The sequence below is a fragment of the Vibrio sp. GJ43-1 genome (assembly GCF_055808835.1).
Window position 1 is genome coordinate 531,685 of record NZ_CM147885.1, and the last position, 25,206, is coordinate 556,890.

At 42.5% G+C, this 25,206-nt stretch carries 16 protein-coding genes and 5 pseudogenes; 9 read left to right on the forward strand and 12 right to left on the reverse strand.

Annotated elements, in window-relative coordinates; translation table 11 throughout:
* Window positions 1-147 precede the first annotated feature (147 nt).
* Window positions 148-1,373: pseudogene (gene gltS, locus AC0L66_RS19600) on the reverse strand (sodium/glutamate symporter).
* A 346-nt stretch (window positions 1,374-1,719) separates the two neighbouring features.
* Between gltS and AC0L66_RS19605 the strand changes: the two are divergent.
* Window positions 1,720-2,495: pseudogene (locus tag AC0L66_RS19605) on the forward strand (DUF4344 domain-containing metallopeptidase).
* A gap of 125 nt (window positions 2,496-2,620) precedes the next feature.
* Here the strand turns inward: AC0L66_RS19605 and AC0L66_RS19610 are convergent.
* The 5 genes and pseudogenes from AC0L66_RS19610 to AC0L66_RS19630 form a co-directional block, all read right to left on the reverse strand.
* Window positions 2,621-3,484 carry an NAD(P)-dependent oxidoreductase gene (locus AC0L66_RS19610; RefSeq protein WP_473570494.1) on the reverse strand — a complete coding sequence of 288 codons (864 nt, stop codon included), beginning with the start codon at window positions 3,482-3,484 and terminating at the stop codon, window positions 2,621-2,623.
* Window positions 3,485-3,892: 408 nt separating this feature from the next.
* Window positions 3,893-4,611: pseudogene (locus tag AC0L66_RS19615) on the reverse strand (YebC/PmpR family DNA-binding transcriptional regulator).
* A gap of 84 nt (window positions 4,612-4,695) precedes the next feature.
* The gene (locus AC0L66_RS19620; RefSeq protein WP_250617574.1) at window positions 4,696-4,905 is read right to left on the reverse strand and encodes a DUF3283 family protein; all 210 of its coding nucleotides are present in this window, start codon (window positions 4,903-4,905) and stop codon (window positions 4,696-4,698) included.
* Between the two features lie 125 nt (window positions 4,906-5,030).
* The gene (locus AC0L66_RS19625) at window positions 5,031-5,231 is read right to left on the reverse strand and encodes a PA3496 family putative envelope integrity protein (protein ID WP_250617575.1); all 201 of its coding nucleotides are present in this window, start codon (window positions 5,229-5,231) and stop codon (window positions 5,031-5,033) included.
* A gap of 475 nt (window positions 5,232-5,706) precedes the next feature.
* Window positions 5,707-7,676, reverse strand: a pseudogene (locus AC0L66_RS19630) (replication initiator protein RctB domain-containing protein).
* Window positions 7,677-8,920: 1,244 nt separating this feature from the next.
* Between AC0L66_RS19630 and AC0L66_RS19635 the strand changes: the two are divergent.
* From AC0L66_RS19635 to AC0L66_RS19650, 4 genes are all read left to right on the forward strand, one after another.
* Window positions 8,921-10,138 (forward strand): ParA family protein, encoded by a 1,218-nt coding sequence (locus AC0L66_RS19635; protein WP_265675684.1) that lies wholly within the window; start codon window positions 8,921-8,923, stop codon window positions 10,136-10,138.
* 6 nt (window positions 10,139-10,144) lie between these two features.
* Window positions 10,145-11,116 carry a ParB/RepB/Spo0J family partition protein gene (locus AC0L66_RS19640; RefSeq protein WP_265675685.1) on the forward strand — a complete coding sequence of 324 codons (972 nt, stop codon included), beginning with the start codon at window positions 10,145-10,147 and terminating at the stop codon, window positions 11,114-11,116.
* 70 nt (window positions 11,117-11,186) lie between these two features.
* Window positions 11,187-13,235 carry a tRNA(Met) cytidine acetyltransferase TmcA domain-containing protein gene (locus AC0L66_RS19645; RefSeq protein ID WP_473570497.1) on the forward strand — a complete coding sequence of 683 codons (2,049 nt, stop codon included), beginning with the start codon at window positions 11,187-11,189 and terminating at the stop codon, window positions 13,233-13,235.
* 338 nt (window positions 13,236-13,573) lie between these two features.
* Window positions 13,574-15,226, forward strand: coding sequence for a DUF342 domain-containing protein (locus AC0L66_RS19650; RefSeq protein WP_473570498.1), 1,653 nt, complete (start codon window positions 13,574-13,576; stop codon window positions 15,224-15,226).
* Here the strand turns inward: AC0L66_RS19650 and soxR are convergent.
* Together soxR and AC0L66_RS19660 are read right to left on the reverse strand one after the other, a co-directional pair.
* Window positions 15,223-15,668: pseudogene (gene soxR / locus AC0L66_RS19655) on the reverse strand (redox-sensitive transcriptional activator SoxR). The gene AC0L66_RS19650 and the pseudogene soxR sit on opposite strands and share 4 nt — an antisense overlap.
* Window positions 15,669-15,820: 152 nt before the next feature.
* Entirely contained in the window at window positions 15,821-16,189 is a 369-nt protein-coding gene (locus tag AC0L66_RS19660) for a hypothetical protein (RefSeq protein WP_473570499.1), read from the reverse strand.
* A gap of 192 nt (window positions 16,190-16,381) precedes the next feature.
* Here AC0L66_RS19660 and lpdA point away from each other — a divergent pair, with 192 nt between their 5' ends.
* The 3 genes from lpdA to yegD all read left to right on the forward strand — a co-directional run bounded on the left by lpdA (window position 16,382) and on the right by yegD (window position 20,460).
* The gene (gene lpdA, locus AC0L66_RS19665) at window positions 16,382-17,794 is read left to right on the forward strand and encodes a dihydrolipoyl dehydrogenase (RefSeq protein WP_473570501.1); all 1,413 of its coding nucleotides are present in this window, start codon (window positions 16,382-16,384) and stop codon (window positions 17,792-17,794) included.
* A gap of 117 nt (window positions 17,795-17,911) precedes the next feature.
* Window positions 17,912-18,775, forward strand: coding sequence for an acyl-CoA thioesterase (locus tag AC0L66_RS19670; RefSeq protein WP_473570503.1), 864 nt, complete (start codon window positions 17,912-17,914; stop codon window positions 18,773-18,775).
* A 332-nt stretch (window positions 18,776-19,107) separates the two neighbouring features.
* Window positions 19,108-20,460: a molecular chaperone gene (gene yegD / locus AC0L66_RS19675; RefSeq protein ID WP_473570504.1), complete on the forward strand. Its 1,353-nt coding sequence runs from the start codon at window positions 19,108-19,110 to the stop codon at window positions 20,458-20,460.
* Between the two features lie 539 nt (window positions 20,461-20,999).
* Here the strand turns inward: yegD and AC0L66_RS19680 are convergent.
* The 4 genes from AC0L66_RS19680 to AC0L66_RS19695 form a co-directional block, all read right to left on the reverse strand.
* Window positions 21,000-21,704: a DUF445 domain-containing protein gene (locus AC0L66_RS19680; protein ID WP_265675693.1), complete on the reverse strand. Its 705-nt coding sequence runs from the start codon at window positions 21,702-21,704 to the stop codon at window positions 21,000-21,002.
* Between the two features lie 106 nt (window positions 21,705-21,810).
* Complete coding sequence (locus AC0L66_RS19685) at window positions 21,811-22,545, reverse strand: response regulator (protein WP_473570505.1); 735 nt, start codon at window positions 22,543-22,545, stop codon at window positions 21,811-21,813.
* On the reverse strand, window positions 22,542-22,988 hold the full coding sequence (locus tag AC0L66_RS19690) for an ATP-binding protein (protein WP_473570507.1): 447 nt from the start codon (window positions 22,986-22,988) through the stop codon (window positions 22,542-22,544). Before AC0L66_RS19690 ends, AC0L66_RS19685 begins: the two co-directional genes overlap by 4 nt.
* Before the next feature lie 2 nt (window positions 22,989-22,990).
* Entirely contained in the window at window positions 22,991-24,625 is a 1,635-nt protein-coding gene (locus AC0L66_RS19695) for a histidine kinase dimerization/phospho-acceptor domain-containing protein (protein WP_473570508.1), read from the reverse strand.
* Between the two features lie 91 nt (window positions 24,626-24,716).
* Here AC0L66_RS19695 and AC0L66_RS19700 point away from each other — a divergent pair, with 91 nt between their 5' ends.
* On the forward strand, window positions 24,717-25,205 hold the full coding sequence (locus AC0L66_RS19700; protein ID WP_265675695.1) for a hypothetical protein: 489 nt from the start codon (window positions 24,717-24,719) through the stop codon (window positions 25,203-25,205).
* The last annotated feature ends 1 nt before the right edge of the window (window position 25,206 follow it).

A 25,206-nucleotide genomic window follows, 5' to 3' on the forward strand; every position in this document is an offset into this window, starting at 1 on the left:
TAAGCCAAAAAGGGCTTTAACGTTTCCTTTACATTTAAATACCAGACCAAGTGTGTATTGGAAACCTTTCTATTGATTTTTTTAACATTGTCTCAAAAACGAAAAAAGTCTCGCATTTGCGAGACTTTTTTAAATGGTGAGTTGATATTAGCCGACTAAAGTAATGAACCCTTGAATTATTATAAGGTTAACAATATCAATAAAAAATGCGCCTACAATAGGGACAACCATAAAGGCTTGAGGAGAAGGGCCAAATCGATTAACGATTGATCCCATGTTCATTACCGCCGTTGGCGTTGCCCCTAATCCGAAGCCACAGTGGCCACCTGCTATCACCGCACCATCGTAATTGCCACCCATGACTTTGAATGTTACGTAGTAGGCGAAAAAGCCAAGAATGACCGATTGTACTCCCAGTATAATCAAGAACGGTATTGCCAAATCGAAAATATTCCAAAGCTGTAAACTCATTAGAGCCATGGCTAAAAATAGTGATAAGGACACCGTACCGAGTATATCAACTGTTTCTGCATCGACCTTATAAGCTTTTGATACTTCGCAAATATTAGTAATAAAAACACCGACAAAGAGTGCGTAAACAAAGTCAGGGATCATCAACCACGACACTTCAAAGCTATTTACCCACGCATGCAAATACTTAGCACCAGTCACACATAACAATAGTATGAATAGCACTTCAACTACTTTCTTTGCCGTAACACGGTCCCGCTCGTACTCATTGTAGGTAACCAACTCCGGGAAGCGTTCATGAGTATCGTTACCACTGCCATATTCAGATTCAAAATTGTTTTTATCAATTAATCGCTGAGCAACCGGACTGCCGATAATACCACCAATGATCAAGCCAAACGTCGCTGATGCCATTGCGATTTCAAGTGTGTTACTGATACCAAAAGTTTCGGTAAAGGTTTGAGCCCAAGCAGCCCCCGTCCCGTGCCCCCCAGATAAGGTAATAGAACCTGCTATCAGTCCCATCAAAGGCTCTAGCCCGAGTGCTGTCGCCATTCCAACACCGACACTGTTTTGCACGATAATATAAGCTGACGCCACCGCTAAAAATAGGAATACCTTCGCCCCCCTTTTAGCAGCTGCTTATAATTAGCAGCAAGACCCACCGTACTAAAGAACATCAACATAAATGTCTTCTGCAATGGCAAAGAAAACTCTAAGTTAGTCCCGTTAAAATGCAAAACTGTGATGATAAAGGCCACAATTAAGCCACCAACAATGGGTTCTGGAATGTTGTATTTTTTTAGTGTCGGGAACTTACTATTGATAATATGCCCAAGAAAAAGAACACTAATTGCGATCAAAAAGGATTCCAACGTTCCAACAGAGATAGTGTTGCCCATATAACCTCTCTATATGTTTATCGCTCATCTTCCTTAATGAGGTTAGATTAAATTGTATGCGTGTAGTAAGAATTTAGGATAGATAACGACAATAACCACGTCACCCAACAACCTTGTTCGGTTTATCCTACTCTCTTTAATGGGAATGTAACTTGAACTCAAGGTATTGATGCACAAAGCAGCTTTGAGCAAATACGCATCAGCTTATACCGAAAATGGCGTCTATACTGAGCGAGACAATATAGTCAAAAAAGATAACTACACAGCGCGAATGTTAAGGTGGAGGATTATAGCACATGACATACCCGACACCTAATCGCCCTATATATAAGGACAATAGTTGACCATGAAACCCCTTATACTAGCCGGATTGCTGTCCGCTAATTATGCCATTAATAGCAATGCAGCCATTAACTTTGAATTTGAAACAGCGACGACGAGCGATGACATCCATGCTCAAAAGGTCCTTAAAGAAAGTGAGTTAACTACGCTTGTTTCTGAACTATCCGACAACTATTTTCGTTTCGAGCAACCACTGACCATCATATATGGCAGTGATGACGGACCATTGTATGACCCTCAAAAACATTCCGTGCTCATCCCCTACCAGTTTTACACCGATTCGCTCAACTATTTCATCAAGCATGATTATGAAAAAAAATTTGGCAAGCCCCTGAGCAAGGTGCCATCGATACTATGCTACACACATTACTTCACGAGGCAGGTCATGCTTATGTCGCTGACCAACGTATCCCAATCCTTGGCAAAGAAGAGGATGCCGTCGACAATTTTGCGGCTATTCTGATGATTAATTACGTTGAGGGCGGCAGTGATGCTGTTGTCAGCGCCGCTGACATGTTCTCATTTGAGTCAGAAGAGCGTCCCGAATATTACGAGGTATCTGAATATATCGGTGAACACAGCTTTGATTTGCAGCGTTACTTTAGTGCACTATGCCTTGTTTATGGAAGTGACCCAGAGCGCTACTCGTCACTACTTGATGAAATCGAGGAGGATTACCGCGACGAAAGAAAAGATGTTTGCCTACAAACATTCACACAAGTTGATGAAAATTGGCGACACGTGTTGAATATAGAGAATTCTGAAAGCGATAATGAATAGCCACTCAATATTGAAAAGATGCTAGACCGCTTGCGTAGCATCTTTTCAAGTAAGCGCTATGTCCTACTATTGTCTCTTACGATCGATAGCGTTTAGATTTACATTGTAAAATCTAGCTTTCAGCATCACTTCTGACAGCCTTGAGCAGCTACAGAGGTATCTGAACGTCCTTCTCCTTGAGCCGATAGTGTTTGGTAACGCTCTATCGATTGTTGAGTCAATGGTAGCGTTATCCCCTGACGCTGAGCTTCATCAAGGCAAAAGCCCAGGTCTTTTATCATCCAGTCTATCGCGAAGCCAAAATCAAACTTATCTTCTGCCATTGTGTTTGCTCGATTTTCCATCTGCCAGGATCCCGCAGCACCATTTTTAAGACAATCGACTAAGGCAGGTATGTCTAGACCACTCTTTTGAGCCAACAGTAGCCCTTCCGATAAACCAGTTAATACACCAGCGATACAAACTTGATTAACCATTTTTGCCCGCTGCCCCTGCCCTACGCTTCCCATCAGAACCGACGAACGACCATACGCGTTAAATACTGGTTGAAGATTGGAAAAAACCGCCTCGCTGCCGCCACACATGATGGTCAAAATGCCATTTTCAGCGCCTGCTTGCCCTCCAGACACTGGCGCATCAATAAACTCTATATCGTGCTCTTTAGCCGCCAAGCCTAACTCTTCAGCCAGTAGTGCTGACGTCGTGGTATGATCAATAAGAGTTGCACCACGCTTCATGTTGGCAAGAGCACCATTCGCTGAGGTGGTCATTTGACGAACATCGTCATCATTGCCCACGCATACCGCAACGACATCCGCATCCTTGACACAGTCCGCCACCGTTTCCGCATAGCAGCCATCGTATTCCTCTGCCCAACGGCGCGCCTTTTCAATCGTACGGTTGTAGACTGTGACTTCAAAACCGGATTTGACTAGGTGCCCTGCCATTGGGTATCCCATCACGCCAAGACCAATAAAACTCACCTTCATTGCTATCTCCTTTATTTTTATCGAATCCACTACCGCAGTAAGCTAATGAGACGTCTTTCCATAAGCTCAGCGTGAATTACTTTTCATTAGTAGGTCTTTGTACACGAAAAATCGCCAACAATCACTACAAGCCCTCTCATAGCGCACATGAAGAAAGCTTGATCGCGCCAATGTCACAATTAAATTGGAATTATTTCATACCAATTGGGAAGAATGATCAAGGTGAGATGATCCAAGACCTTCACAGCCATGATCATCGTTCCATAGCCGTACAAGAATCCATTATAAAAAAGTAGGATAAACAGAAAGATAGGCATAAAAAAGCCCGCGAGTGCGGGCTATTACAAATGTATGCTTAGATAGCGTCATAGTATAAGCGAGTAACGCTTATACTGTTTACCTAAGTTATTACGCTTCAGCGTTATGATAAACCTGTTGAACGTCATCACAATCATCAAGCATATCAAGGAACTTCTGGAATTTTTCATCATCTTCCAGCTTAGTACCGCAGTGTGCGTTTGTGGAACGAAAGTGATCTCTTCTACATCAAGTACCAGCTCAGGGTACTCTGCAGTAAGCGCTGTTTTGGCTTTAAAAAACTCAGTGTTCGGCGCAAAGACAGTGATAACGCCATCTTCTAGCTCAATGTCAGCCACATCAACGTCAGCCATCATTAGCGCTTCAAGTACTGCTTCTTCGTCTTCACCTTTGAACTGAAATACAGCTTGGTGTTCAAACATATGAGCTACAGCACCAGGGCCGCCAATTTTAGCATCGGTTTTAACAAAGCACTGACGAACATCTTGGAACGTGCGATTGCCGTTGTCAGTTAAACAGTCAACAATAACGCTTACACCACCAGGTCCAAATCCTTCATAGCGTGCTGCATGGTAGTCTTCACCACCACCGCCGTTAGCTTTGTCTAACGCTTTATCAATAACGTGCGCTGGAACTTGGTCTTTTTTCGCTTTAGCAATCAAGTGCTTAAGCGCTAAGTTCATATCAGGGTCGCTACCGCCATTTTTAGCACTAACGTAAATCTCTTTACCGTATTTGGAATAAACTTTAATTTTTGCGCCTGCAGTTTTTGCCATTGAGGCTTTGCGCACTTCAAAACTTCTTCCCATCGGGATGTTCTCTCTTATTCAATTTAATGCGAGGATTTTATCAAATCACGGAGGCAAATCAATTGTGATGAGTCATGTAAACAATCACAACACACCCATCATCTTCTTGTATTTGGCCACACATTGCTCAAACCACGCTTTTTCAGCTTCATCACGGATATTTTCAAGCTGAGTTCTGATGGCATCAGGACCCACTTTTGCCTCTTTAAGCTGCCAAACGACATAAGAGGCCTGCTTATCCAGCTCAACTTTGTTTTTCTCTGCTGGAGGCAGTAACGATAAGTTGTAAGACATAGCAATTCGTTGATTAGTTCAAGTGATCGCAGAATATAGCACCGATGAAGCCCAGAACTCAAATCAAGTCGCTAAAAATACGAAAGGGTGGCATATGCCACCCTCTTAATTTGACGCTGTCGCGATCAATGAATCAAACCGAGCTCTCTCGCTTCTTCAAGAGTCAATCCACTCTCTTTGATTTCTCTCAACGCTTCAATGCGTCTTCGCGCCTCTGCTGACTTAACTTGCTTAGCTGGGCGTTGCTCTTCCATGTACTCTTCTGAGTGATCCCATTTTGTCGTGATAGACGTCATATCTTCATGGTCGATAGAATTAATGGACATTGTTTCCTCCAGATAAACCATGTCTAGGACACCTAATCTGTAGCAAAGGATAATTTTGTTGTTAAGGGAAATAAGTTCAGAGTGTGACTTAATCAATACTTCTGAATAGAAGTTAAAAAATGAAGACAATTAGCTTTGAATTTGATGAAATTGCCAAGTACATTCTGAGGCTTACCCCGTCGAAAACTGACGTGATCCAGATCCCCATTTTTACCCATCAATTCATACATGCATTAAGCGCTAAGAAGTCAGCTGATTGCTTATTTTCAAACAAGCAAAAAAAAAGCGAGTTCAAAAGAACTCGCCAAAAATATATCAGAATGAATGTAACAATATGAGCCAATCTACATGTTTAGATAGAGAGGACAAAAGGTTGTCTATTCGGAATAAATAATAACCACCATATCGTTTAACATTGTCAATGCTTTGTCAGCGTTATGTCTGTATCTCAACAATTTTCTCCGCCAACAGACACCTAGATTGATACTTCATCCAAAACTCGAAAAACCGCTTCGTCAACTTGGCCTTGGTAGACACTTTTACATACTTTTTTCGCACCGCTAATGCCGAGATTAAACGTTCTATCGACAAATGTTTATTCTCTTGCCGAGAATTATATAACTCTACCACTTGGCTCAAAGTTTCATACGGAATCACATTATCATCGACACGTAGCCAATCAAGCTTCTCCATGAGCTCATAGCACTCTTGTTTAATTGAAGCCAGTGAATGTCCAGTCATTGCTGACAATGCCGTTATACTGCGTTCTAGAGCCTCTGGTGAGGTATATTTAGATAATACAATAGTAATCTCATCAGCATTGATCTCGACAAGATGCTTACGTTGCTTAACTCGACGACCTAAATTCCCTTTCGGTGATGGTGCTTTACGTTGGATAGGTTCAAACTCACCATCAATAATGGATGAAAGCTCATCAAGCTGCTTACGGCTCACCAGTTCATGTCGTAGTGGGTTAGGTAGCGTTGGTGCCATGTTACGTTTACCAGCATTTGTCGTACGAGCGCGTGAGTAACGCAACACCTCTTCCACATCACATCGAATATCAACCTGAAAGTCAGGTAATTTGGCAGAAGGATCTAAACACGTTAATGTCAGATGATAGCCCCATAAATTCACATCGAATTCGATATCTGACTGGGGATCTTCACCCAATCGTCTTAATTCTCGTAGAAGATCCATAGAAAAACGTCGCCACTCGATATTTCGGGCTAGCTTTTGGTTCAATTCCGAGAGCAATAACGAATCCGTATGACGACGCGCCATACGGCTACGGAAGTACGAGTAAAGTTGGAATACCAAGGTATGTTGCTTCAAGATTTCTGGTGGAAATAGGAAAAAGTAATCTCGAGTCAGCAGTTCTTCATAAAATGACGGTTCCCAAACCAAAATGTACAAGTTCGGTTTGATTTTAATTTCGCCGTCAGCGCCTTCACGAGGCGCTTCTTCAGAAGCGGTAATTGTTCTGGCGATAAAGCGGAAACGATCACTCTTAAACCCTTCTGGCATATTTTCGCTTAGCCAGCGCCCTGTTAGTTCGTGAAGCTGAAAGTCAGTAAATTCGATGCGATCGATACTATCACGAATAGAATCACGCGCAGGGCCGCTGTCCTTTTTGCCTCTCAAGGACAAAATGTCAGTGATGTAGAGTGGCGTCTTATTTGGAACATGTTTAGCATCAAGTTGATATTCTTCATGATGATGATCATGGTATTGAACGGTAAGCGTAAACAACGCGAATAGTGTCATCAGATCATCAACCGTCATAATATTTTTAGACGATCGTGTTTCTATTACCGCTCGAGTGCCAGAGATCGATACCATCGATTTTTGGTAGCTTTTCCGAGTTCTTGGCGGAGCTAGCGCTTGATCAATGATACCTGCCCAGTTTGTCGGCGATACAATGAACTGATCCGCCTCATCACGCATTGCTGGTGGTGTGTATAAACCATGTTCATTCAACAAACGTTTATTAACTTGAGTCTGAGCTAATGCTTTAGATTTCTTTTGCTTTTCCGATTGCTTGACGGATTCTGTGATTAGGCTTGTGGCGCCTAATACTGAGACGAGTTGGTTTGGATTAACGAACCGATGTAGCATCGTTTTTCCGGCCAAACCTTCTTCAAATCTAACAGGCAGTTGAGAAAATAAGCCAATGTTAACTGCCGCGCGAAGCCGTTGTTGTATGGCAGCTCGTGTGAGTTTGCCGTCGGTCGCGATAATAAGTTCGGTTGTTGATACGTAACCATCTTTTGAACTGAATCCTCGTAAGGAGATGAGATTAAGCAGTTCAAGGATACTTTTCGTTACGCCCTTGAAGTGTTGGTATTGCTCAATCCAATCTACGGATGCTTCAGTAATTTCAAAGAGGTGTCCCCCTTTATGATCTCTTGGGAGCTTGATCAGTACTTTATTATTATCACTCATGATTAGATCTATATCACACTATCCGTAATTCCGATATTGTTCCAAAGAATAAAGAAAAACAGATCATAAATAAAGGATTATTTTTATCGATCAGTTTTTATGATCTATCTGATAATACTGATCTAATATGATTAAGTGATCTAATGATCTGGGTGAGTTTTTACTCTCAAGCTATTGTTTTTGAAGTGTTAATTTTAACCGTCTTTGGACGCATGATCATGATGGGTCCGAAACGATGATCATTAAAAATAGAAAGCATGATCATTAGTAAAAGAAACGATGATCATGAACGCACTGAAAAGATGATCATCTATATTTAGGAACAATGATCAAGTAATAAAATTAACTTACCCACAGGTTATTCTCTTTAACCGTCAATTCTCTTCGATTTCTATCACGGATTGACTCGTTTACCATTGGAAGCATGATCAAGATGTGGAAGATACGTCTATTTTTGCGTGTTTTTTCATCAATTATATAAGTTTTGTGATTTTCGAATAATGTCTTGAGCTGAATTCGTTAAATGGCGAGGTATCACTGTGTTTTAGGAACCATGATCAAGTGCCAAAGCATGGCTCTTTTGTATTTCAATTTATTAATAACGCATGGTTAATTGCGTAAACCCCTTATTCCACCTAGCATTAGCCGTAGTTTATTATCTAAATATCATGCTTCCGCTGCTTTTGGTTCTTGATCATTCTTCCTTATTTCCGATCTTATTATGCATTTCGTCAAACATAGACTATTGCTGCACTGACCCTTGATCATGCTTCAGCCCTCTTGGTCATATTTGATGTAAATAGAGAGCTTTCCTTGATCATGTTTCCATTCCTTTATTGAAATGAGTTAATTACTCGCGATTCGTATCAATCAATTCGATATTTGTTTCGTTTTTCTTGCTCGGCAGAATATGCTATGCCGACAAATTGCTGAAATAAGTAAGTTTGTCTTAGCAATCTTAATTCAAACCTCAGCTACCGTAATTTAGCGGTCAATCATAATCGTTCCGGATATTGAGTCGTTTACATTGTAAATGAGTGACGCTGTAACACTTTTAAAGTTTACTAGGTTCATCACTAGATTAGTGATTATATTTGTTCAATTAATCGTCATTAATCACAAATTGACAATACATTGTCAAAATAAGTGCAATTATACTCATTAAATGTATGGACAGCTTTTTTGTGAGAATGTACGATAATGCTGTACATTATTTGATTGGGTTACTTGACTGGAACTTAGATATGAAAAGAGAACAAACTATCGATAATCTTTGTCGCCTCGCAGAGCTTACTCAGCAGGTGCAAGCCGATCGTATTGAAATAGTATTAGAAGAACGAAGTGAAGAACATTTTCCTCCCATGTCTAAGGCCATGATGGAGACTCGCTCTGGTTTAACGCGTCGAAAATTGGATGATGCGATTAGCAAATTAGAAGCTGATGGTCACCAATTTACTAAAAATAATGCCAATCATTATTCTATCTCGTTGCAAGAAGCCCATATGTTAATGGATGCGGCTGCGGTGCCAAAATTCCATCAACGAAAAAATAATCAGGATAATAAACCTTGGATTATTAACGTACAAAACCAGAAGGGCGGAACTGGAAAATCGATGAGTGCTGTGCACTTGGCTGCTTGTTTGGCGCTGAACTTAGAAAAACGTTACCGTATTTGTTTGATAGATTTAGACCCGCAAGGTTCATTACGTCTGTTCTTGAATCCACAAATTAGTTCTTCAGATCATGATAATATTTATTCTGCAGTAGATGTTATGCTAGAAAATGTTCCAGAAGGGACTGAAATTGATTTAGAGTTCTTGCGCCGCAACGTTTTATTGCCAACTCAATATCCTAATTTGAAAACAATTTCTGCGTTTCCAGAAGATGCAATGTTTAATGCGGAGGCGTGGCAAAACCTGTCACAAAACCAGTCACTTGATATCGTTAAGCTATTAAAAGAGCAGTTAACAGATAAGATAGCTGAAGACTTTGACATCATAATGATAGATACAGGTCCCCACGTTGACCCATTAGTTTGGAATGCGATGTATGCTTCTAATGCGTTACTTATACCATGCGCAGCCAAACGACTAGATTGGGCCTCGACGGTCAACTTTTTCCAACACCTTCCAACTGTATATGAGATGTTCCCGGACGATTGGAAAGGGCTTGAATTTGTACGCTTGATGCCAACGATCTTTGAAGATGATAATAAAAAGCAAGTATCCGTTTTAACAGAAATGAATTACTTGCTTGGCGACCAAGTTATGATGGCGACGATTCCTCGTAGTCGAGCATTTGAAACGTGTGCTGATACTTACAGCACGGTTTTTGACCTTACTGCCGGTGACTTTGAAGGTGGTAAAAAAACATTGGCGACCGCGCAAGATGCGGTGCAGAAAAGTGCACTAGAATTAGAAAGAGTGTTACATAGCAACTGGGCTTCATTGAACCAAGGGTAATAGAAGATGGCAATTAAAACTTCTGATCTGAATGCAAAATTATTTGGAAAAGCTAATAAACGACGCGCTTCTACGCCTCAAGAGGCGCAAAGCGCTGCGAAAGAACAAGCACAAGTTATTGAGCTCGCGGTTGCGGGTGAAGATCTTGTGTCATTTGAATTAATTCGTATCCCAGCCGATCAAATTGAGAAAACAACCTTTGTTTTCCAAGAAAACGCACGTGAACAATCATTCCTAAATGAACACGCGCTGTCAGATGTCCTTGCGACATTACGTGACAAAGGACAACAATATCCGGCAGTAGGTCGTCGTCAAGAAGACGGTAGTATCGAAGTTCTCGACGGTAGTCGTCGTAGAATGTCTTGTATTATTGCTAATCAAGAATTCTTGATTTATGTCGCTAACAATATTAATGCCGATCATGCTAAGTTTTTGTCGGATGTCGCGAATGCCCACAAGCCTCTATCATTGTATGAGAAGGGCAAAGAAATGTTAGCCAAGCTCGATAGTGGTGAAGCAGAAGATCAGAAAGCGTTGGCAAAAATGTTTCAGTGTAGTGAAGCATTAGTCAGTGGTGCACTAAAGGCTGCGGACCTGCCTTTAGAGTTACTTCAAGCTTATCCTAACGTTAGTGATTTAGGTCGCCCCACCATTGTTAAGCTGCATAAGCAGTTTAACGAGCTTGGCGATGATAATCAGCTCAAGCTTATCTCTCGCTGTGGTGAAACAGATGGTTTTATCTGGCAGCAAAGCAGCGCTCATGGTGTGGCGCGAATCACTAAAGAAGTATCTGAAACATTGGAAACTTGGATGCACGAGCTTGTACCGCCAAAGCGCACTAAAGTTACCAAGACAGATTTAGTCAAAGGGCGAGCAAGTTATACCCGTAAAGGACCTAACTTAGCGGTTAACTTGAAGAAGGTCGATGATCAAACAATGGACGAGATATTAGCGTTCATTAAATCTAAGATTCAATAAGAAATGCCCCGCAGAAGCGGGGTATTTTTTTATGCTAATATAGACGTAGCCTTTTTTAATATACAACGCTATGTCACATATAACCTCTAAGCAATATCAATCCATCAAGCCTATCCTTTACGCCGCAAAACAACATTTTACTCGTGGCGTATTCTTACTCGAGGGAAACTCGGACTGGGTTCAATCCTTTATTTCTGAATTTATGGTCGATGCCGAGAACTCGTCGGTTTGCCAATTAGGTGGCGACGCTTTCTTCGGTACTCACTATTATTCCGCCAAACAAGGCCGCCAGCTTCTAGGTGTCGAAAGTCGTTCTATTGTCGTCTCATTGGATGATGGGTTCGATGCAAACAGCTTTAACGCCGCCGTTGGTAGCTTGGTGGGTGGTGGGTGTTTAATTTTAGTTTGTCGTACTATCTCAGGGCTCGACCCTTGGCTTCAGTCCTATCTTTCATGTCTTCCTATCTTGCCCGAAGGGCAGGAGAGTGTTTGTAATACTAATCAGTGGCTAAGCAACACGCAGGCGTTAAGTATTACCGAAGGTGAAGTGTGTTATGACCAGCAATGCCATGCCATTACGCTGATAGAAAAAGTGTTAAGAGGACATAGAAAAAGACCATTGGTTCTGACGGCTAACCGTGGTCGTGGGAAAAGCAGCGCGTTGGGGTTGGCGGCTAAACGGCTTTTGGAAAAAACACCTCTGAAAATTATTGTCGTCGCACCAAGCAAACAGGCGGTTGCTCCAATTTTTGAACATGCTGGCGTATCGCACTTATGGCATCAAGGCTCTTCACTTATGTTTGTAGCGCCAGATGAATTACTAGAAAAGCGACCGAAGTGTGATTTACTTTTTGTTGATGAAGCCGCAGCTATACCTGTTTCTATGCTCAAGTCGATTATCGGAAACTATCATCGTGTCGTACTGACGACCACGATTCATGGCTATGAAGGTTGTGGAAGAGGTTTTAGCCTTAAATTTGTGCCTTGGCTTTTGGACACTAGACCTGGAACTCAGGTTTACCAAATGGATCAACCGATAAGATGGGCGATGAATGACCCTTTAGAGGCGTGGTGTGCGTCCACATTTATGCTTGACTGTGAGCTAGCCGACGTTGATTCAGCGTTACTCGACAAGCAGATTGAACATTCGAGCTTATCGATGACTACGTTTACGAGTAAAGGCCAATTGAGGCAAAGCCCTTTATTACCACAGGCATTTGCATTATTAGTTAACGCCCATTATCAAACGTCGCCTAACGATCTTATGTTACTTCTTCAGGACGATAATGTTGAGCTGCATATCATCACGATTGAGCAGCGTGTTGTCGCGAGTATGCTTGTTCATTACGAAGGCGCACTATCAATTGAAGCTGTAGATTCGATCATGCTTGGGCGGTCACGCCCTAAAGGACATTTGATACCGTGTGATTTAAGTAACCATTTAGGGCTTTCCGAACCCGGGACACAACGATGCGCACGTATCATGCGAATTGCTGTTCACCCAATGCTTCACTCCAAAGGTATTGGTCGAGAACTGTTATCTCGTTACGCAAATACTATCCCCAGACCTGTAGATTATCTTGCAACATCGTTTGGGCTAACACTTCCTTTATTGGATTTCTGGCTCGACAGTGATTATTTGCCTGTGAGACTTGGCGCCTCCAAAGATCAATCTAGCGGCACATACAGCCTTGGGTTGGTGCGCCCAATGCTTCCTATTTCTGATGTGTGGGTAAAGCAGGCTCGTGATACTTTTAGAATGACGATGCCATCTCAACTGGCGGGCGCGAATCGAGAACTTGAGCCGAAATTAGCATGGGCGCTGTTTAGTGAAAGTTGTCATTCACATTCAGAGGTATCCGTACCAAAGCTGCTAGAGTTGTACGCGAAAGGCGGTAACGCTCTTGAAACTTGTCGCTGGGCTTTACCTGCATTTTTACGTACCTTGGCTAGCCGTCACATTCAGGTGGATAGCTTGCTGTTAATCGGTGTCGGGCTATTACACTGGACATGGAAAGAGTGTTCTTTGCATCTTAACTACGCAGGTAGAAAGCAAGCTGAAGCCGAGTTAAGGAAAGATATTCAGCACTATATTCAATGTTTACAGTGTAAATCCTAGATTCTCATTATCACTACAATTTACACTGTAAAACGGAACTATGATGTTTACAGTGTAAATTGGTCTGCGTCATCCAGTTTTACACTGTAAATTATAACGGTCCTTAAAGTTTTAGTTGAACGTGTTGACCATAGGCCTTGATTTAACTAAACGACAGCTTGTAAAAAACAACGGATACAACGTGACCGCAGATCGAGTTTTAGGAAGTTTTTATAGTCTCAAGATTGAGACTGAACTAAGATAAAACTATATTCGTTGAAGCGCGATCACACTTTGTTTGAAAAGCGTAGGCGGTTAATAAGGAAGTTGTACCTGTCATGTGGAAAAGTGTTCTCCAATTGTCTAGTAACAAACAAGAGGTCGTGGCTGTATTGCCGCAAGAATACGAACAGGGGCTGAGTTTGGAAAAGCTTCTACTTGAAAATGCGCTGTCCGAACTCGACGTAAAGTCGTTCTATATTGATGAAGCATCAGTTAATCAATTTATTGCCTTTGCACAACAAGCAAAACGAGAGGCTTTTCATGGCGTCAAACTTGCCTATATAAAAGATGCTTCGGTATCTGTCACGTTAAGTGAGCAAGATATGTTAGCGAATATGACAGTAGAGGGCGCCTATGGTGGTGAACCGCTGACCGGAGCGGAAGTCATAAAAACGCTTGCTGATGCAAAAGTGCTAAAGGGAATTAATAAACTAGCGCTAAAGAAAGTCCTGCTGCTTAGCCGTCAATTAGAAGCGGGTAAAACCTACGTTCAACCCGTCGCCGTTGGCAAGCGACCTGTTGAAGGTAAAGACAGTCAGTTCATCCCACTTATTCTCGATCCTAAATCTCGTGTATTGAAACCTCAACGCCTAGGCGAATCTGATAAGGTTGATATGCGCGATCTTGGTGAAATGGTGACAGTCGGAGAGGGGGAAAAGCTGATGAGGCGCATTCCTGCCATATCTGGACAAAATGGTTATACCGTAACGGGTAGTATCATTCCTCCTAGAACAGTGAAAGATACCTTGCTGAAGGTCGGTAAAGGTACCGCTATTTCAAAAGAAGACCCCAACATACTCATCTCTACTATTTCCGGCATGCCGATTCTCAAGGTGAATGGCGTTGATGTTGATGAAGCACTTTGTCTATCAAAGGTCGATATTTCCACCGGTCATATCCGCTTTGAAGGCAGTGTGGTGATTTCTGGTAATGTTGAAGCACAAATGGAAGTGGTTGCTTCTGGCTCGATTACGGTTGGTGGCTTTGTCGAATCAGCGAAGCTGGAGGCGAAAGGTGATGTTATTGTTTCAAAGGGAATTATTGGACACAATGTCGATGATGGTGACGATAAGACGTGTCTAATTCAATCGGGCGGAGACATTGTTGCTAACTACGCACAATTTTCTGACTTATCCGCAAAAGGTGATATCAAACTGGCCGTTCATAGCTTAAACAATGATCTTAGTTGTGTTGGAGATCTATTGGTGCAAGGCAACAATAAAAAGCAGGGCACGTTGAGTGGCGGGCAGGCACTAGTGGGTGGGAAGGTGGTTTGCAATCACCTCGGTGTTGAAGGTGACACGGCAACATATATTGAAGCCTTCTCTAATCACAAGGTGTATGTTGAAAAAATAGAAACGTTACAAGATGAATATACCGCGCTACAAGAAACTAAGATGGCGGCGATTCGTCGAGAAATCGAATTAAAGAAAATCCCAAAATCAACGCGCACAGAAGAGCAAAATCAAGAGCTTGCCGATTTAAATAGCACCAATACTGATGCGATTGATAGTCTAAACGCTAAAAAGGCGGCGCTCGAAGAAGAGTTGTTTGCAAAGTTAGAAATTAATACCGCAGAGTCGTTAGTGCAAACTCATACTCGCGTCACCGTTGCCATCGGCGGCGAAAAGGTGACAACGAAAAATACTCACGGACCAGCCATTTTTCATCTAAAAAACAATGTCATGCATTTTGTGCCAAAGCTCAAAGAAGAGGATTTAGCAGTCTAGTTTGAGGTTTTAGGTTTCGCCCAAAGGACGGGTCCTGCACCCTGACTCGCGAGCTCGTCTTCAGGGTTACGTAACTTACATTTAGTCAACGACAAGCACCCACACCCGATGCATTCTCCCAATTCATCTCTTAATCTAGACATTAACGTGATTTTTTCGTCGAGACTGTGCTGCCATTCTCTCGCCATTCTTTCCCATTCACTTTGTGAGGGGGCTCGGCGAATTGGGAGAGCGCTCATTGCCAGCTTTATTTCTTCTAATGTCATACCCAGTTGTTGACCTGTTTTAATGACAGCAATACGCCTTAATACTGAACCATCATACTCGGCGTTGGTTACTCGAGTATTTCTGTGGCAGGCTATAAGTCCTTTTTTTCATAAAAATGTATTGCAGAAATTGCTATGTCTGCACGCTTCGCAACTTGACCTACTGATAATTCCATTATCGCTCCCATGTCCATATATATGAGTGACAGCACCCAGTATACGGCTAGGAAGTCCACTCAAGGAAGCATTGATAACAACAGACTCACTTTTTTGTGGGGCACGAGGTTATGGTCAGTATCAGTGCCGTATGGTGATGAAATAGGGGCCGTTATTTTGGCTTCACTGGCTCAGCGGGTAAGGGGGTTGGGTGTGGCGTATTAGACTCGTTAGCTTGCAGTGTCACAGTGGTATTTGAAAGAGAGCGAATAAAGCGGCTCATATAGAGCTCTCTAACGATACTTTCGCACTGCTCATTAGAAAGTTGTCTACGCCATACTTCTGAGTCGACCGAGACAGCAGTTTGGTTTGTCGCTCGGTAACCGTTGGCTACTTCGCAAAGCTCGACCGTGTCCATGTTGTTGGGATAAGTGTTAACGGACGAAGATCGCAGGCCAAGCTGATTCATTTGATGTGAAGAGCATGCTGTTAATGACATTACAGCCAAGGAAATAAGGGCGGTTTTAAAGCGCGTGGTCACAACGATACTCGTCTAATCAATACTAGGTGGCCCAGATACTATCAGTTGAATAGTCGAAATTAAATATTGAACCAAACTGACGTCACTATCCGGGAAAAATTGACACTACTCAGACATTTAGAGTGTTTATACTGCTGAAAGTAAAGAACATTAGTTCGTGTTCATTTTAAAAGTATTGGCAGGAGAGAGTTGATGTCGGAATCTATTCATGTGGATGTGGCGATTTTAGGTGGCGGACCTGGTGGTTATACTGCGGCTTTTCGAGCGGCGGATTTAGGGCTTTCGGTGTGTCTGATCGAGAGCAGTGAAACCTTAGGGGGAGTTTGTGTAAATGAAGGATGTATTCCTTCTAAAACACTCCTTCATGCTACGTCCATGATTACAGAGGCGCAGCATGCCCAGGCCATAGGCGTATCATTTGGAGACATACAGGTAGACATTGATGCGATGCGCAGGCACAAAGTCTCGACCGTTGACGCACTGACCAGTGGGATTGCAAAATTAGCGAAAGCAAGGGGTATACAAAGAGTGAAAGGCACTGGTGTGTTTAAAACTAAACATTCATTGCAAGTGACTGGTGACGGCGGTGTGAGTGAGGTGACTTATGAGCATGTTATTATTGCTACAGGCTCCCAACCCGTTGAAATACCGGGAATGCCAAAGCATTCACGAATATGGAACTCCACTGACGCACTTGATCTCACATCAATCCCAACCCGTTTATTGATTATCGGTGGGGGAATTATTGGTTTAGAAATGGCTCAGGTCTATGCGTCTCTCGGTTCCCAAATTACCATTGTTGAATCGGCGGAACAAATTGTACCAGCGGCAGACAAAGATGTGATTCAGCCATTACAAAAAAGTATTAAAAAACGTTACAACATACTCACTTGCACCAAAGTCGTTGATATGGTTGTAGAGAGTGACGGCGTACTGGTCACGATGGAGGGTAAAAAGGCACGAGAAGCTCAGACGTTTGATGCCGTGTTAGTAGCGGTAGGGCGACGTCCCAACACAGCGGCCATTAATCTAGACGCGTTAGATATTTCTCTTGATGCTAACCAGCGAATTCCTGTCGATGAAGCGATGCAAACGACACGACCGGGGATCTATGCCATAGGCGATATTGTTGCAGGTCCAATGCTAGCTCACAAAGCAACACATGAAGGCAAGGTCGCAGCGGAAGCGATTGCTGGTATTAAAATATCGACCAAGCCCACGTTAATTCCATCGGTGGCTTACACATCTCCTGAGATTGCCTGGGTTGGTTTGACAGAAAAAGAGGCGAAAGAGCATGCGATTGAATACGATCTTGGCAAAGTTCCTTGGCTAGTGAGTGGTCGAGCACAAAGCGTTGGTGCCGCTAATGGTATGACGAAAGCGTTGTTTGACAAAAAGACTGGCGCATTACTTGGTGCGAGCATTTGTGGAGAGAATGCAGGAGAATTAATCCATGAAGCCGTAATCGCAATGACGCTAGGTGGTCGAGCGAAGGATATCGCTCATGCGGTCCATGCGCATCCAACCTTGTCGGAAACCTTCGCATTTGCTGCAGAGCTTGTCGAAGGCTCGATGACGGATATGCTACCGCCTCGTAAGCGTTAATAGCGGTTTTGTTGTTGATTGGCGCTGTGTCCTTATATTTGTGTCACCCTATCGAGTATCGATGACAAGTGATTGAGCATAAATGTTGACGCAGCTGCCATATCAGCACGATAGTATTTGAACTACCTAATCAGACCAGTTACTGTCATTAATAACAAAGCATTAACATTTGGTGGCAGTATGCATTTTGATGAACTCTTAGAACAAGCGACACAGTGTTCCCTGAATGATGGATCAATGACGATCCCCTCATCTTGGGGACAGGGAAGGACGGTATTTGGTGGCGCGTCAGCCGCGATCTTATACGTTGCCATGCGATCAAAATTAAATATCGATCGTGCTCTTCGAACACTGAATACCAATTTTGTTGGGCCTTTGTTAGTTGATGTGCCGTTTCACTTTCAATTCGAAGTATTACGAGAAGGAAAAAGCGTTTCGCAGATTTGCGCGCGGCTGATTCAAAATGAACAAGTCGTGGTATTTCAACAGGCATGCTTTGGCGTGGATCGTGACTCTCAGATCAGAGTTAAGAATTCAGACAACCATATAATGCCTGAACCTAATGAATTGTCGCTCTTTCCTGATGTCGCGAAAGGTGCGCCAAACTATACTGCACATATCGACTTAGCTTTGGCTCGTGGCCATTTGCCCTTTACAGCAAGCAAGGACTCACATTCCTATGGATGGATGCGTTTTAAGCAAGCTCCGCAAGAAATAACCGATGCCCATTTGATTTGTTTGGTGGATGCATGGCCGCCTGGTGTGCTACAGATGATGGATAAACCTGCCCCCGCGAGTACTATGATGTGGAATTTAGAATTTATACATCCTCATCAGTCTGTGGGTGTTGAAGATTGGTTTGCGTATCAGTCACATACACGTCAAGCGGCACAAGGATATGCACATGCAGAAGCGAACGTGTGGAATCATGTTGGGCAACTGGTTGCGATCAGTCGCCAGAGTATTGCTGTCTTTGACTGAACAATAATGACAACTTCAGTGAGTGCGAATTCGTAACCCATTGATCAGCCTTAATTTTACACTGTAAATATGTGGTCACTTGGCTTTGCATCCATAAAACGGTACGCAGTGCTGAGTACCGACATGACATTTCTCATTGTCCGGTACGCGACACTTGTGCTTCAAAACAGCTGGCATAAAGAAAGACGAATCTCACGCTATGGTGTTGAAGTTCACATAGAGGTTGGTATCCTAGCTGTACTAGTTTTCACTATCAACATATCCCCCCTGCATTAGGTTTAAAGCCACGCGTGTTGTGTTCTCCCCATTTTATAATTTAGAGGTATATATTTATGGCTATCGGTTTTGATTATGGAACGGCAAACTGCTCCGTTGCCCATATTATCAATGGTTCAGTACAGCAAATACCTTTAGTTGGAGATGACTGTTATATCTCATCGACCCTCTGTGCCCCTACAGCCGAAACGGTATCAGAGTATTTGTTTCGTTGCTTAAATATACGCCCCGCAAATGAGGTCGGAGATGCTGTGCTGCGTCGTGCAATTCAAATGAACCGAGATGAAGGAATTGAAGTTATCCCTTCAGATGTTTTATTTGGGCAGCAAGCACTGGATCTTTACTTAGAGGATCCCAAAGATGTCTATTACATTAAATCGCCGAAGTCTTTCTTAGGAACCATTGGATTGCGCGATATGCAGCTGTCATTTTTTGAAGATTTGGTTTGTGCAATGATGGCGAATGTAAAGCATCGTGCTGAAGCACGCCTTCAGCAAGACCTCACACAAACTGTTATTGGTCGCCCAGTTAACTTTTTGGGGCGCGGTGGAGATGCATCCAATGACCAAGCTGAAGCGATATTATTGCGCGCGGCTAATCGAGCAGGCTTTAAGGATGTTGCGTTTCAGCTTGAGCTGGTAGCGGCTGGATTGGATTATGAATCAACACTGTCTGAAGACAAGAATGTTTTAGTGGTTGATATTGGCGGTGGAACAACGGATTGCTCATTTATTAAAATGGGGCCGAGTTGGGCAGGGAAATTAGATAGAACGGGTTCTCTTATCGCTCATACAGGCCAGCGAGTCGGTGGTAATGACTTAGATATTTATATCGCCTTTCGCCGCTTGATGAGTGCTTTTGGTATGGGAACAAAGCGCCATTCAGGGCTTGATATACCCGTTACTCAGTTCTGGAACCCAATCGCTATTAACGATGTTCAAGCGCAAAGAAAGTTCTATGCCCATGAAAACATGAAAGAACTCAAAATGCTGCTGAAAGAAGCGAAAGAGTCAGACAAAGTGGCTCGCTTGGTGAAGCTGCATCAAGATACGCTTGGATATGCGGTTATTAGAGAAGCAGAAAAGGCGAAGATTGCACTTGGAGAAGCAGATCAGTATCGCGCTTTCATTCAGCTAATTTCTGAGCAGGTGGATGTAGATATTACGCGAAGTGAGATGGAGAGTGCGATAGACAACCCGAAGCAAAAAATAAAAGCATTGGTTGAAGAGGCGGTGAAACAGGCGGGCATACAGCCTGATGTTGTTTTTATGACTGGTGGTTCTGCGCGATCATCAGTACTGCGTCAGGCAGTGAACGACATTTTGCCAACGACCCCGTTAGTGGCTGGTAATTACTTTGGTTCGGTAACGGCGGGTTTAGCTCGTTGGGCAGATATCTGCTTTAAGTAGATAATTTATTCAAGTAGATAAGTAGATAAGTAGATACATCGTTTACGACTCCTCAGTGAATATTTACCATCATTTGCTGTTACTCTCAAAGTAATAGAAAGCTGGTTTATTATTATGGCGGCTTGGAAAACGACGCTCAATGTAGGAAAGTAATAAATTTTATATGAATCATTGTCGGAAGTTTCTGATATTTAAATGCAGATGGATACCCCTTTAGTGTTAATTGACTCTACGTGTTATGGGGCAAGGTCGTTACGGCTAACTCGATGTAATTATATGATTTTTAGGTAGTTCGAGGAATGTGACACAGTTCGAATAGTTTAATATATAACCGGAATAAATGTGCTGATACTCTTGCGGTAGGTCACGTTATGCGCATAGAATAAAAGCGACTCTCTTAAGCCGAGGGTCACCTAGCCAACTGACGTTGTTAGTGAATGACTATTGTTCACAGTATTATGAGCCAATCACGATGTGTTGTGATTGGCTTTTTTTATTGTTTATTATCTAGAATGTGCGGATGACTCAATAAAAAACAGTTACATCACGAGTGATGAAATAACGCCGATCACACCACCAAATATCCCTCCCCAAACCACTAGCCATCCAAGATGCTGCTTAATTAGATTTTGTACGATCTCTTTGACTAACTGTGGGGTTAACTCATTAAGTCTTTGTTCAATGATGGAATCAATGTTGTCTTTCACTTCGTCCATCATTGATGGTGACTCAAATTGCTCAACCAGTGCTTGTTTTACCGAATCACTTTGAGCAATATCTGCCATTGCCGCTTTCATTTTTTCGACAAACGGCGCTTTTAATGGTTGTAGTGCTTCCGTCCCGCCAAACATCGCCAGCATTCCCCCGAATTGTGAATGCTCAATGACATCGACAAGAGAATCAAACGTTGGATTGAAGTCCACTTTTTCAATGACTGGCTCTAAATCCAGAGAAAGCCCAGTCCCCACTTCTTGTTTTAGAAATTTATCAATATTACTGTCAGTAAAAAACTGCTCCATCATGAGGTTTTTGATGGCAACTTTAAAATCTTCAAAGCGCGCAGGAATAACGCCAGATCCGTAAATTCCCGGTATTTTTTCAAATAACATATGAATAGCTAACCAGTTGGTTATCGCACCTGAAAAGGCAAACAGCCCAGCATAGAGAAGAATTGAATTGTCGAGTTGGTAGCCTGCACCGAGCAACCCCAATGCAATGAGGTTGGTGATCATACTTTTGTTCATGATGTTCGCTTAAATGGATGATTAACAAATATGGCAAGGATTTTAAAAAAACGGCGACGATAAACAGTAACTTCTTGCGGTTAGATTGAGATTAGAATGAAACTTGCTATATCAAGTTGGCTGATTGACGAATATTTTTAATCTTTTCAAGTAGTACCGATTTATTGAATGGCTTAGAAATATAGTCATCCATTCCGCTTTCGGAGCAGCGACGTATGTCTTCATCGAGCACGCTAGCGGTCAAGGCGATAATGGGCGTCTTTGCTATATTGTATTGGCGTTCATACGCTCTAAATTCAGCAGAAGCGGTAAAGCCATCTTTAACTGGCATCATGCAATCCATCAATACGGTGTGATACTGATTAGTTGGATCACAAAGGTAGTCTAAAGCCTCTTGACCATTATTTGCTATATCGACCTCATACCCAGATTTTTTTAACAATAATGAGGCGACTTTTTGATTCACTTGGTTATCTTCAACAAGCAAAATAGATAACGATGCTGTGTTTTCTCCTGTTTCAAAAAGTGGTAAGTGAACTGGGTCGTGAGATAAGGAGGCGACAGCATCGATATGAGGTACGTGATTACTCTTGTTCATGCTTGCTTCTTGCTGTCTCTGATTTAAAGCATCGTGTTGGGTGTGAGCATTTGTCAGGGTATCAAGAAGTCGTGCACCAAGTAATGGGAAAGTAATGAGTCCAGACAGCACGGTTTCGTATTCTGTTTTTGGGGTAGATTGGCGCTGAACTAGAATTAACGGATTAGCAGGATAAGTGGTCGTCATTTGTTGTAGATCATCAATCGCATTTCGATCATTGGATAAACAATAGAGGATGGTCACCCCATCAAGACCCTGAGCCTAAGCATGTGTTTAATTGAAGTAAATTGATGTGAAATAGGTAAGGAAAAGTGCGCCATCTCTAAAGTCAATTGATCCGCCAGTTCCTGCTCATTGTTAATAATGCAAAACTGTTGGAGAAGTAGACTATTTTGGGCTGGAGGTAGTGGTTGTACGACAGCAGAATCAATCTCAAAATGAAACGTACTGCCATGATTTTTCTCTGACTCTATCTCTATTTTTCCGCCCATGAGTCCGACAAGTTGAGATGAAATCGCAAGTCCTAAACCCGTACCGCCAAATTGTCGAGTGACGGAGCTATCTTCTTGGGTAAAAGGCTTAAAAATGGCCTCTTGTTTGTCTTTGTCAATCCCGATGCCAGAATCACTCACTGCGATCATTAATCGGCATGTTTCATTTTTAATAGGCGTGACGTGAATGGTCATTTTTACAAAACCGTACTCTGCGTAAATTTGACGGCGTTGGACATAAGATTCATCAAAATCTGGCGTAAGCGATGATCATCAATTAACAGCGTATGTGGGAAGTTAGCCGAGAATTCAATATGAAGATCAAGATCTTTCTCATTGGCTTTAGCAAGCACGATCGCGAGCGTATCATAAGCGATCTCGCGAAGATTTGAGCGGTGCAAAGAGATCAGTAAATTTCCAGATTCAATTTTGGAGATATCCAAAATGTCATTGATTAAAATGAGCAATGTTTGAGAAGAGGTTTCGATAGTATTGAGATAGTCTCTCTGAATTGGGTTGAGATTAGAGTCAGATAAGATACCGGACATACCAATAATGCCGTTAAGTGGCGTGCGGATCTCGTGGGACATGTTGGCGAGGAAAGAGCTTTTTGCTACGTTGGCTCGCTCGGCTTCTTCTTTTGCTGCGATCATTCTATGTTCATTTTCTTGCCGCTCTCTAATAAGGGTGTTTATTTTTTGACCAAAGCGGCTAAATTCATCGTGACCTATGGTAGAGGCGGTCACGATGTGAGAGCGACTGGAGCTCTCGATTTTTTCAAATGTGTCGAGTGTGCTGTTCAAAAAGAAAAGGATTCGGCGAGTAATATTAATACTGAGAATGAACAGCGTGATGATGAGAATAAGGGTGACGGCTAATCCAACCCAAAGCTGTTGCTGCAGGTTACTCAGGCGTTTAATCATGTCATTAGATAGTTGCTTATTAATTTGATTTGTGACTTGATTTATTAGTACTAGTCTTTGGTCAAGCGCCCTTGCCCCTGGTCCTTTATCGTTTTCTGATAGGGTGTCAAATTCAGAGTTCATAACAAGATCTCTAAAATTAATGCTATCGATAAAGGAGTTGTCGGCGAACGTATTTAACAGCAAATTGATTTGTTGTGGGTCAGCGTTGATGGAGATGAAGCGGTCTATGAGATATTGCTGCCTCTCGAACAGTGTATTTAGGGCATGACGTTGCTCGTGTCGGTCGTAAAAGTTGACATCATGGTCGCCGTGTAAATCGAAATGAATCAGCCAGTTTTCTTCCGTTGCCCACATTTTTATCCAAGTAAGTAAGAACAGCGCATTTAAATGTGACTCCAACGTACTTGAACTAGTATCGACTGGGATGCCTTCTAGTTTACGGGTTATGCCCTTTAGTTGCTCAATGTTCCAAGCACTCCATTCTTGTAATTCTTCAGAGCTTTCAACCAAAGCCAGTTCATTGGATGAGGCTGAAATTTCGTCCAGTGCATTTGTTATATTGGTTGGGGTGGAGTTGGCATAAATTTTTTCGATTTCATGGCGCATACTTTGGATACTGGCGGTGAATGCTTGAATCTTTTTGTCATCGTCTTCATCAATGGAGAGATGGTGGTGAGATGGAGAAAATCGACGATGTAATGCATCGAGCCGCAAGTAATGTATTTCACTAAGAACGCGAGAAAACGCCCCAAGAAATGCGACTTTATCGGCTAGCAGCACCATTTGTTGTTGGTTAGCATTGGTTCTCGATGTCTCCCAAACGGAAAAGCAAATAATGACAAGAAGCGGTAAAACAGCGAGCAAAATGATGCGGATTTTGATCGACATCTTATTTAACAAACCCATATCACCAATCCTTGAGAATAACCTTGAACACACAAACTTCTGAACTAATCTATGAGTAGTCTAGGATAGGAATCCGTGAGAGTGTAATGAAATGGAACAAACCGTTAATAAGGTGAAATTGGTTAAACGGCGTTTAATCAGTTGTTTAACCGTGGTGGGCTTAGCCTTGGTTGTGAGCTTATCTTCGGATAGCCGAGCATTTGCGGCTAATGAATATGCAGTGTTCACATTAAATAGCAATTTCGAAGAATTATCTCGCAGTAAAGCGAGGATGGTTTACCGCGGGAAAGCGAAATCCCTTCAGGGAAAGCGCATCGAAATATCGGATTGGCCAGAGGATTCGTCAGAGCGCTCCGAGTTCTACCGCTATTTATTAGGCAAGGATATTGCTCAGATGAATGCTTATTGGGCGAGTTTATCTTTTTCTGGTAAAGCAAGACCACCAAAAGAAATTGGTGATGCTTCTGTCACCGCGCTTATTCATTGGTTACAAGAGAAACCGAATAGAATTGGGTATGCACCATTAGATGCCTTACCTCAGGAAGCCAAAATTCTATACGTCGTTAGTGGGGAGAAATAAC

Bases quoted from the DNA above. Each gene is read 5' to 3' on its own strand.
- AC0L66_RS19610 (WP_473570494.1), bottom strand. From the start codon at position 3,484: ATGAAGGTGAGTTTTATTGGTCTTGGCGTGATGGGATACCCAATGGCA.
- AC0L66_RS19620 (WP_250617574.1), bottom strand. From the start codon at position 4,905: ATGTCTTACAACTTATCGTTACTGCCTCCAGCAGAGAAAAACAAAGTT.
- AC0L66_RS19625 (WP_250617575.1), bottom strand. From the start codon at position 5,231: ATGTCCATTAATTCTATCGACCATGAAGATATGACGTCTATCACGACA.
- AC0L66_RS19635 (WP_265675684.1), top strand. From the start codon at position 8,921: ATGAAAAGAGAACAAACTATCGATAATCTTTGTCGCCTCGCAGAGCTT.
- AC0L66_RS19640 (WP_265675685.1), top strand. From the start codon at position 10,145: ATGGCAATTAAAACTTCTGATCTGAATGCAAAATTATTTGGAAAAGCT.
- AC0L66_RS19645 (WP_473570497.1), top strand. From the start codon at position 11,187: ATGTCACATATAACCTCTAAGCAATATCAATCCATCAAGCCTATCCTT.
- lpdA (WP_473570501.1), top strand. From the start codon at position 16,382: ATGTCGGAATCTATTCATGTGGATGTGGCGATTTTAGGTGGCGGACCT.
- yegD (WP_473570504.1), top strand. From the start codon at position 19,108: ATGGCTATCGGTTTTGATTATGGAACGGCAAACTGCTCCGTTGCCCAT.
- AC0L66_RS19680 (WP_265675693.1), bottom strand. From the start codon at position 21,704: ATGAACAAAAGTATGATCACCAACCTCATTGCATTGGGGTTGCTCGGT.
- AC0L66_RS19690 (WP_473570507.1), bottom strand. From the start codon at position 22,988: ATGACCATTCACGTCACGCCTATTAAAAATGAAACATGCCGATTAATG.
- AC0L66_RS19695 (WP_473570508.1), bottom strand. From the start codon at position 24,625: ATGGGTTTGTTAAATAAGATGTCGATCAAAATCCGCATCATTTTGCTC.
- AC0L66_RS19700 (WP_265675695.1), top strand. From the start codon at position 24,717: ATGGAACAAACCGTTAATAAGGTGAAATTGGTTAAACGGCGTTTAATC.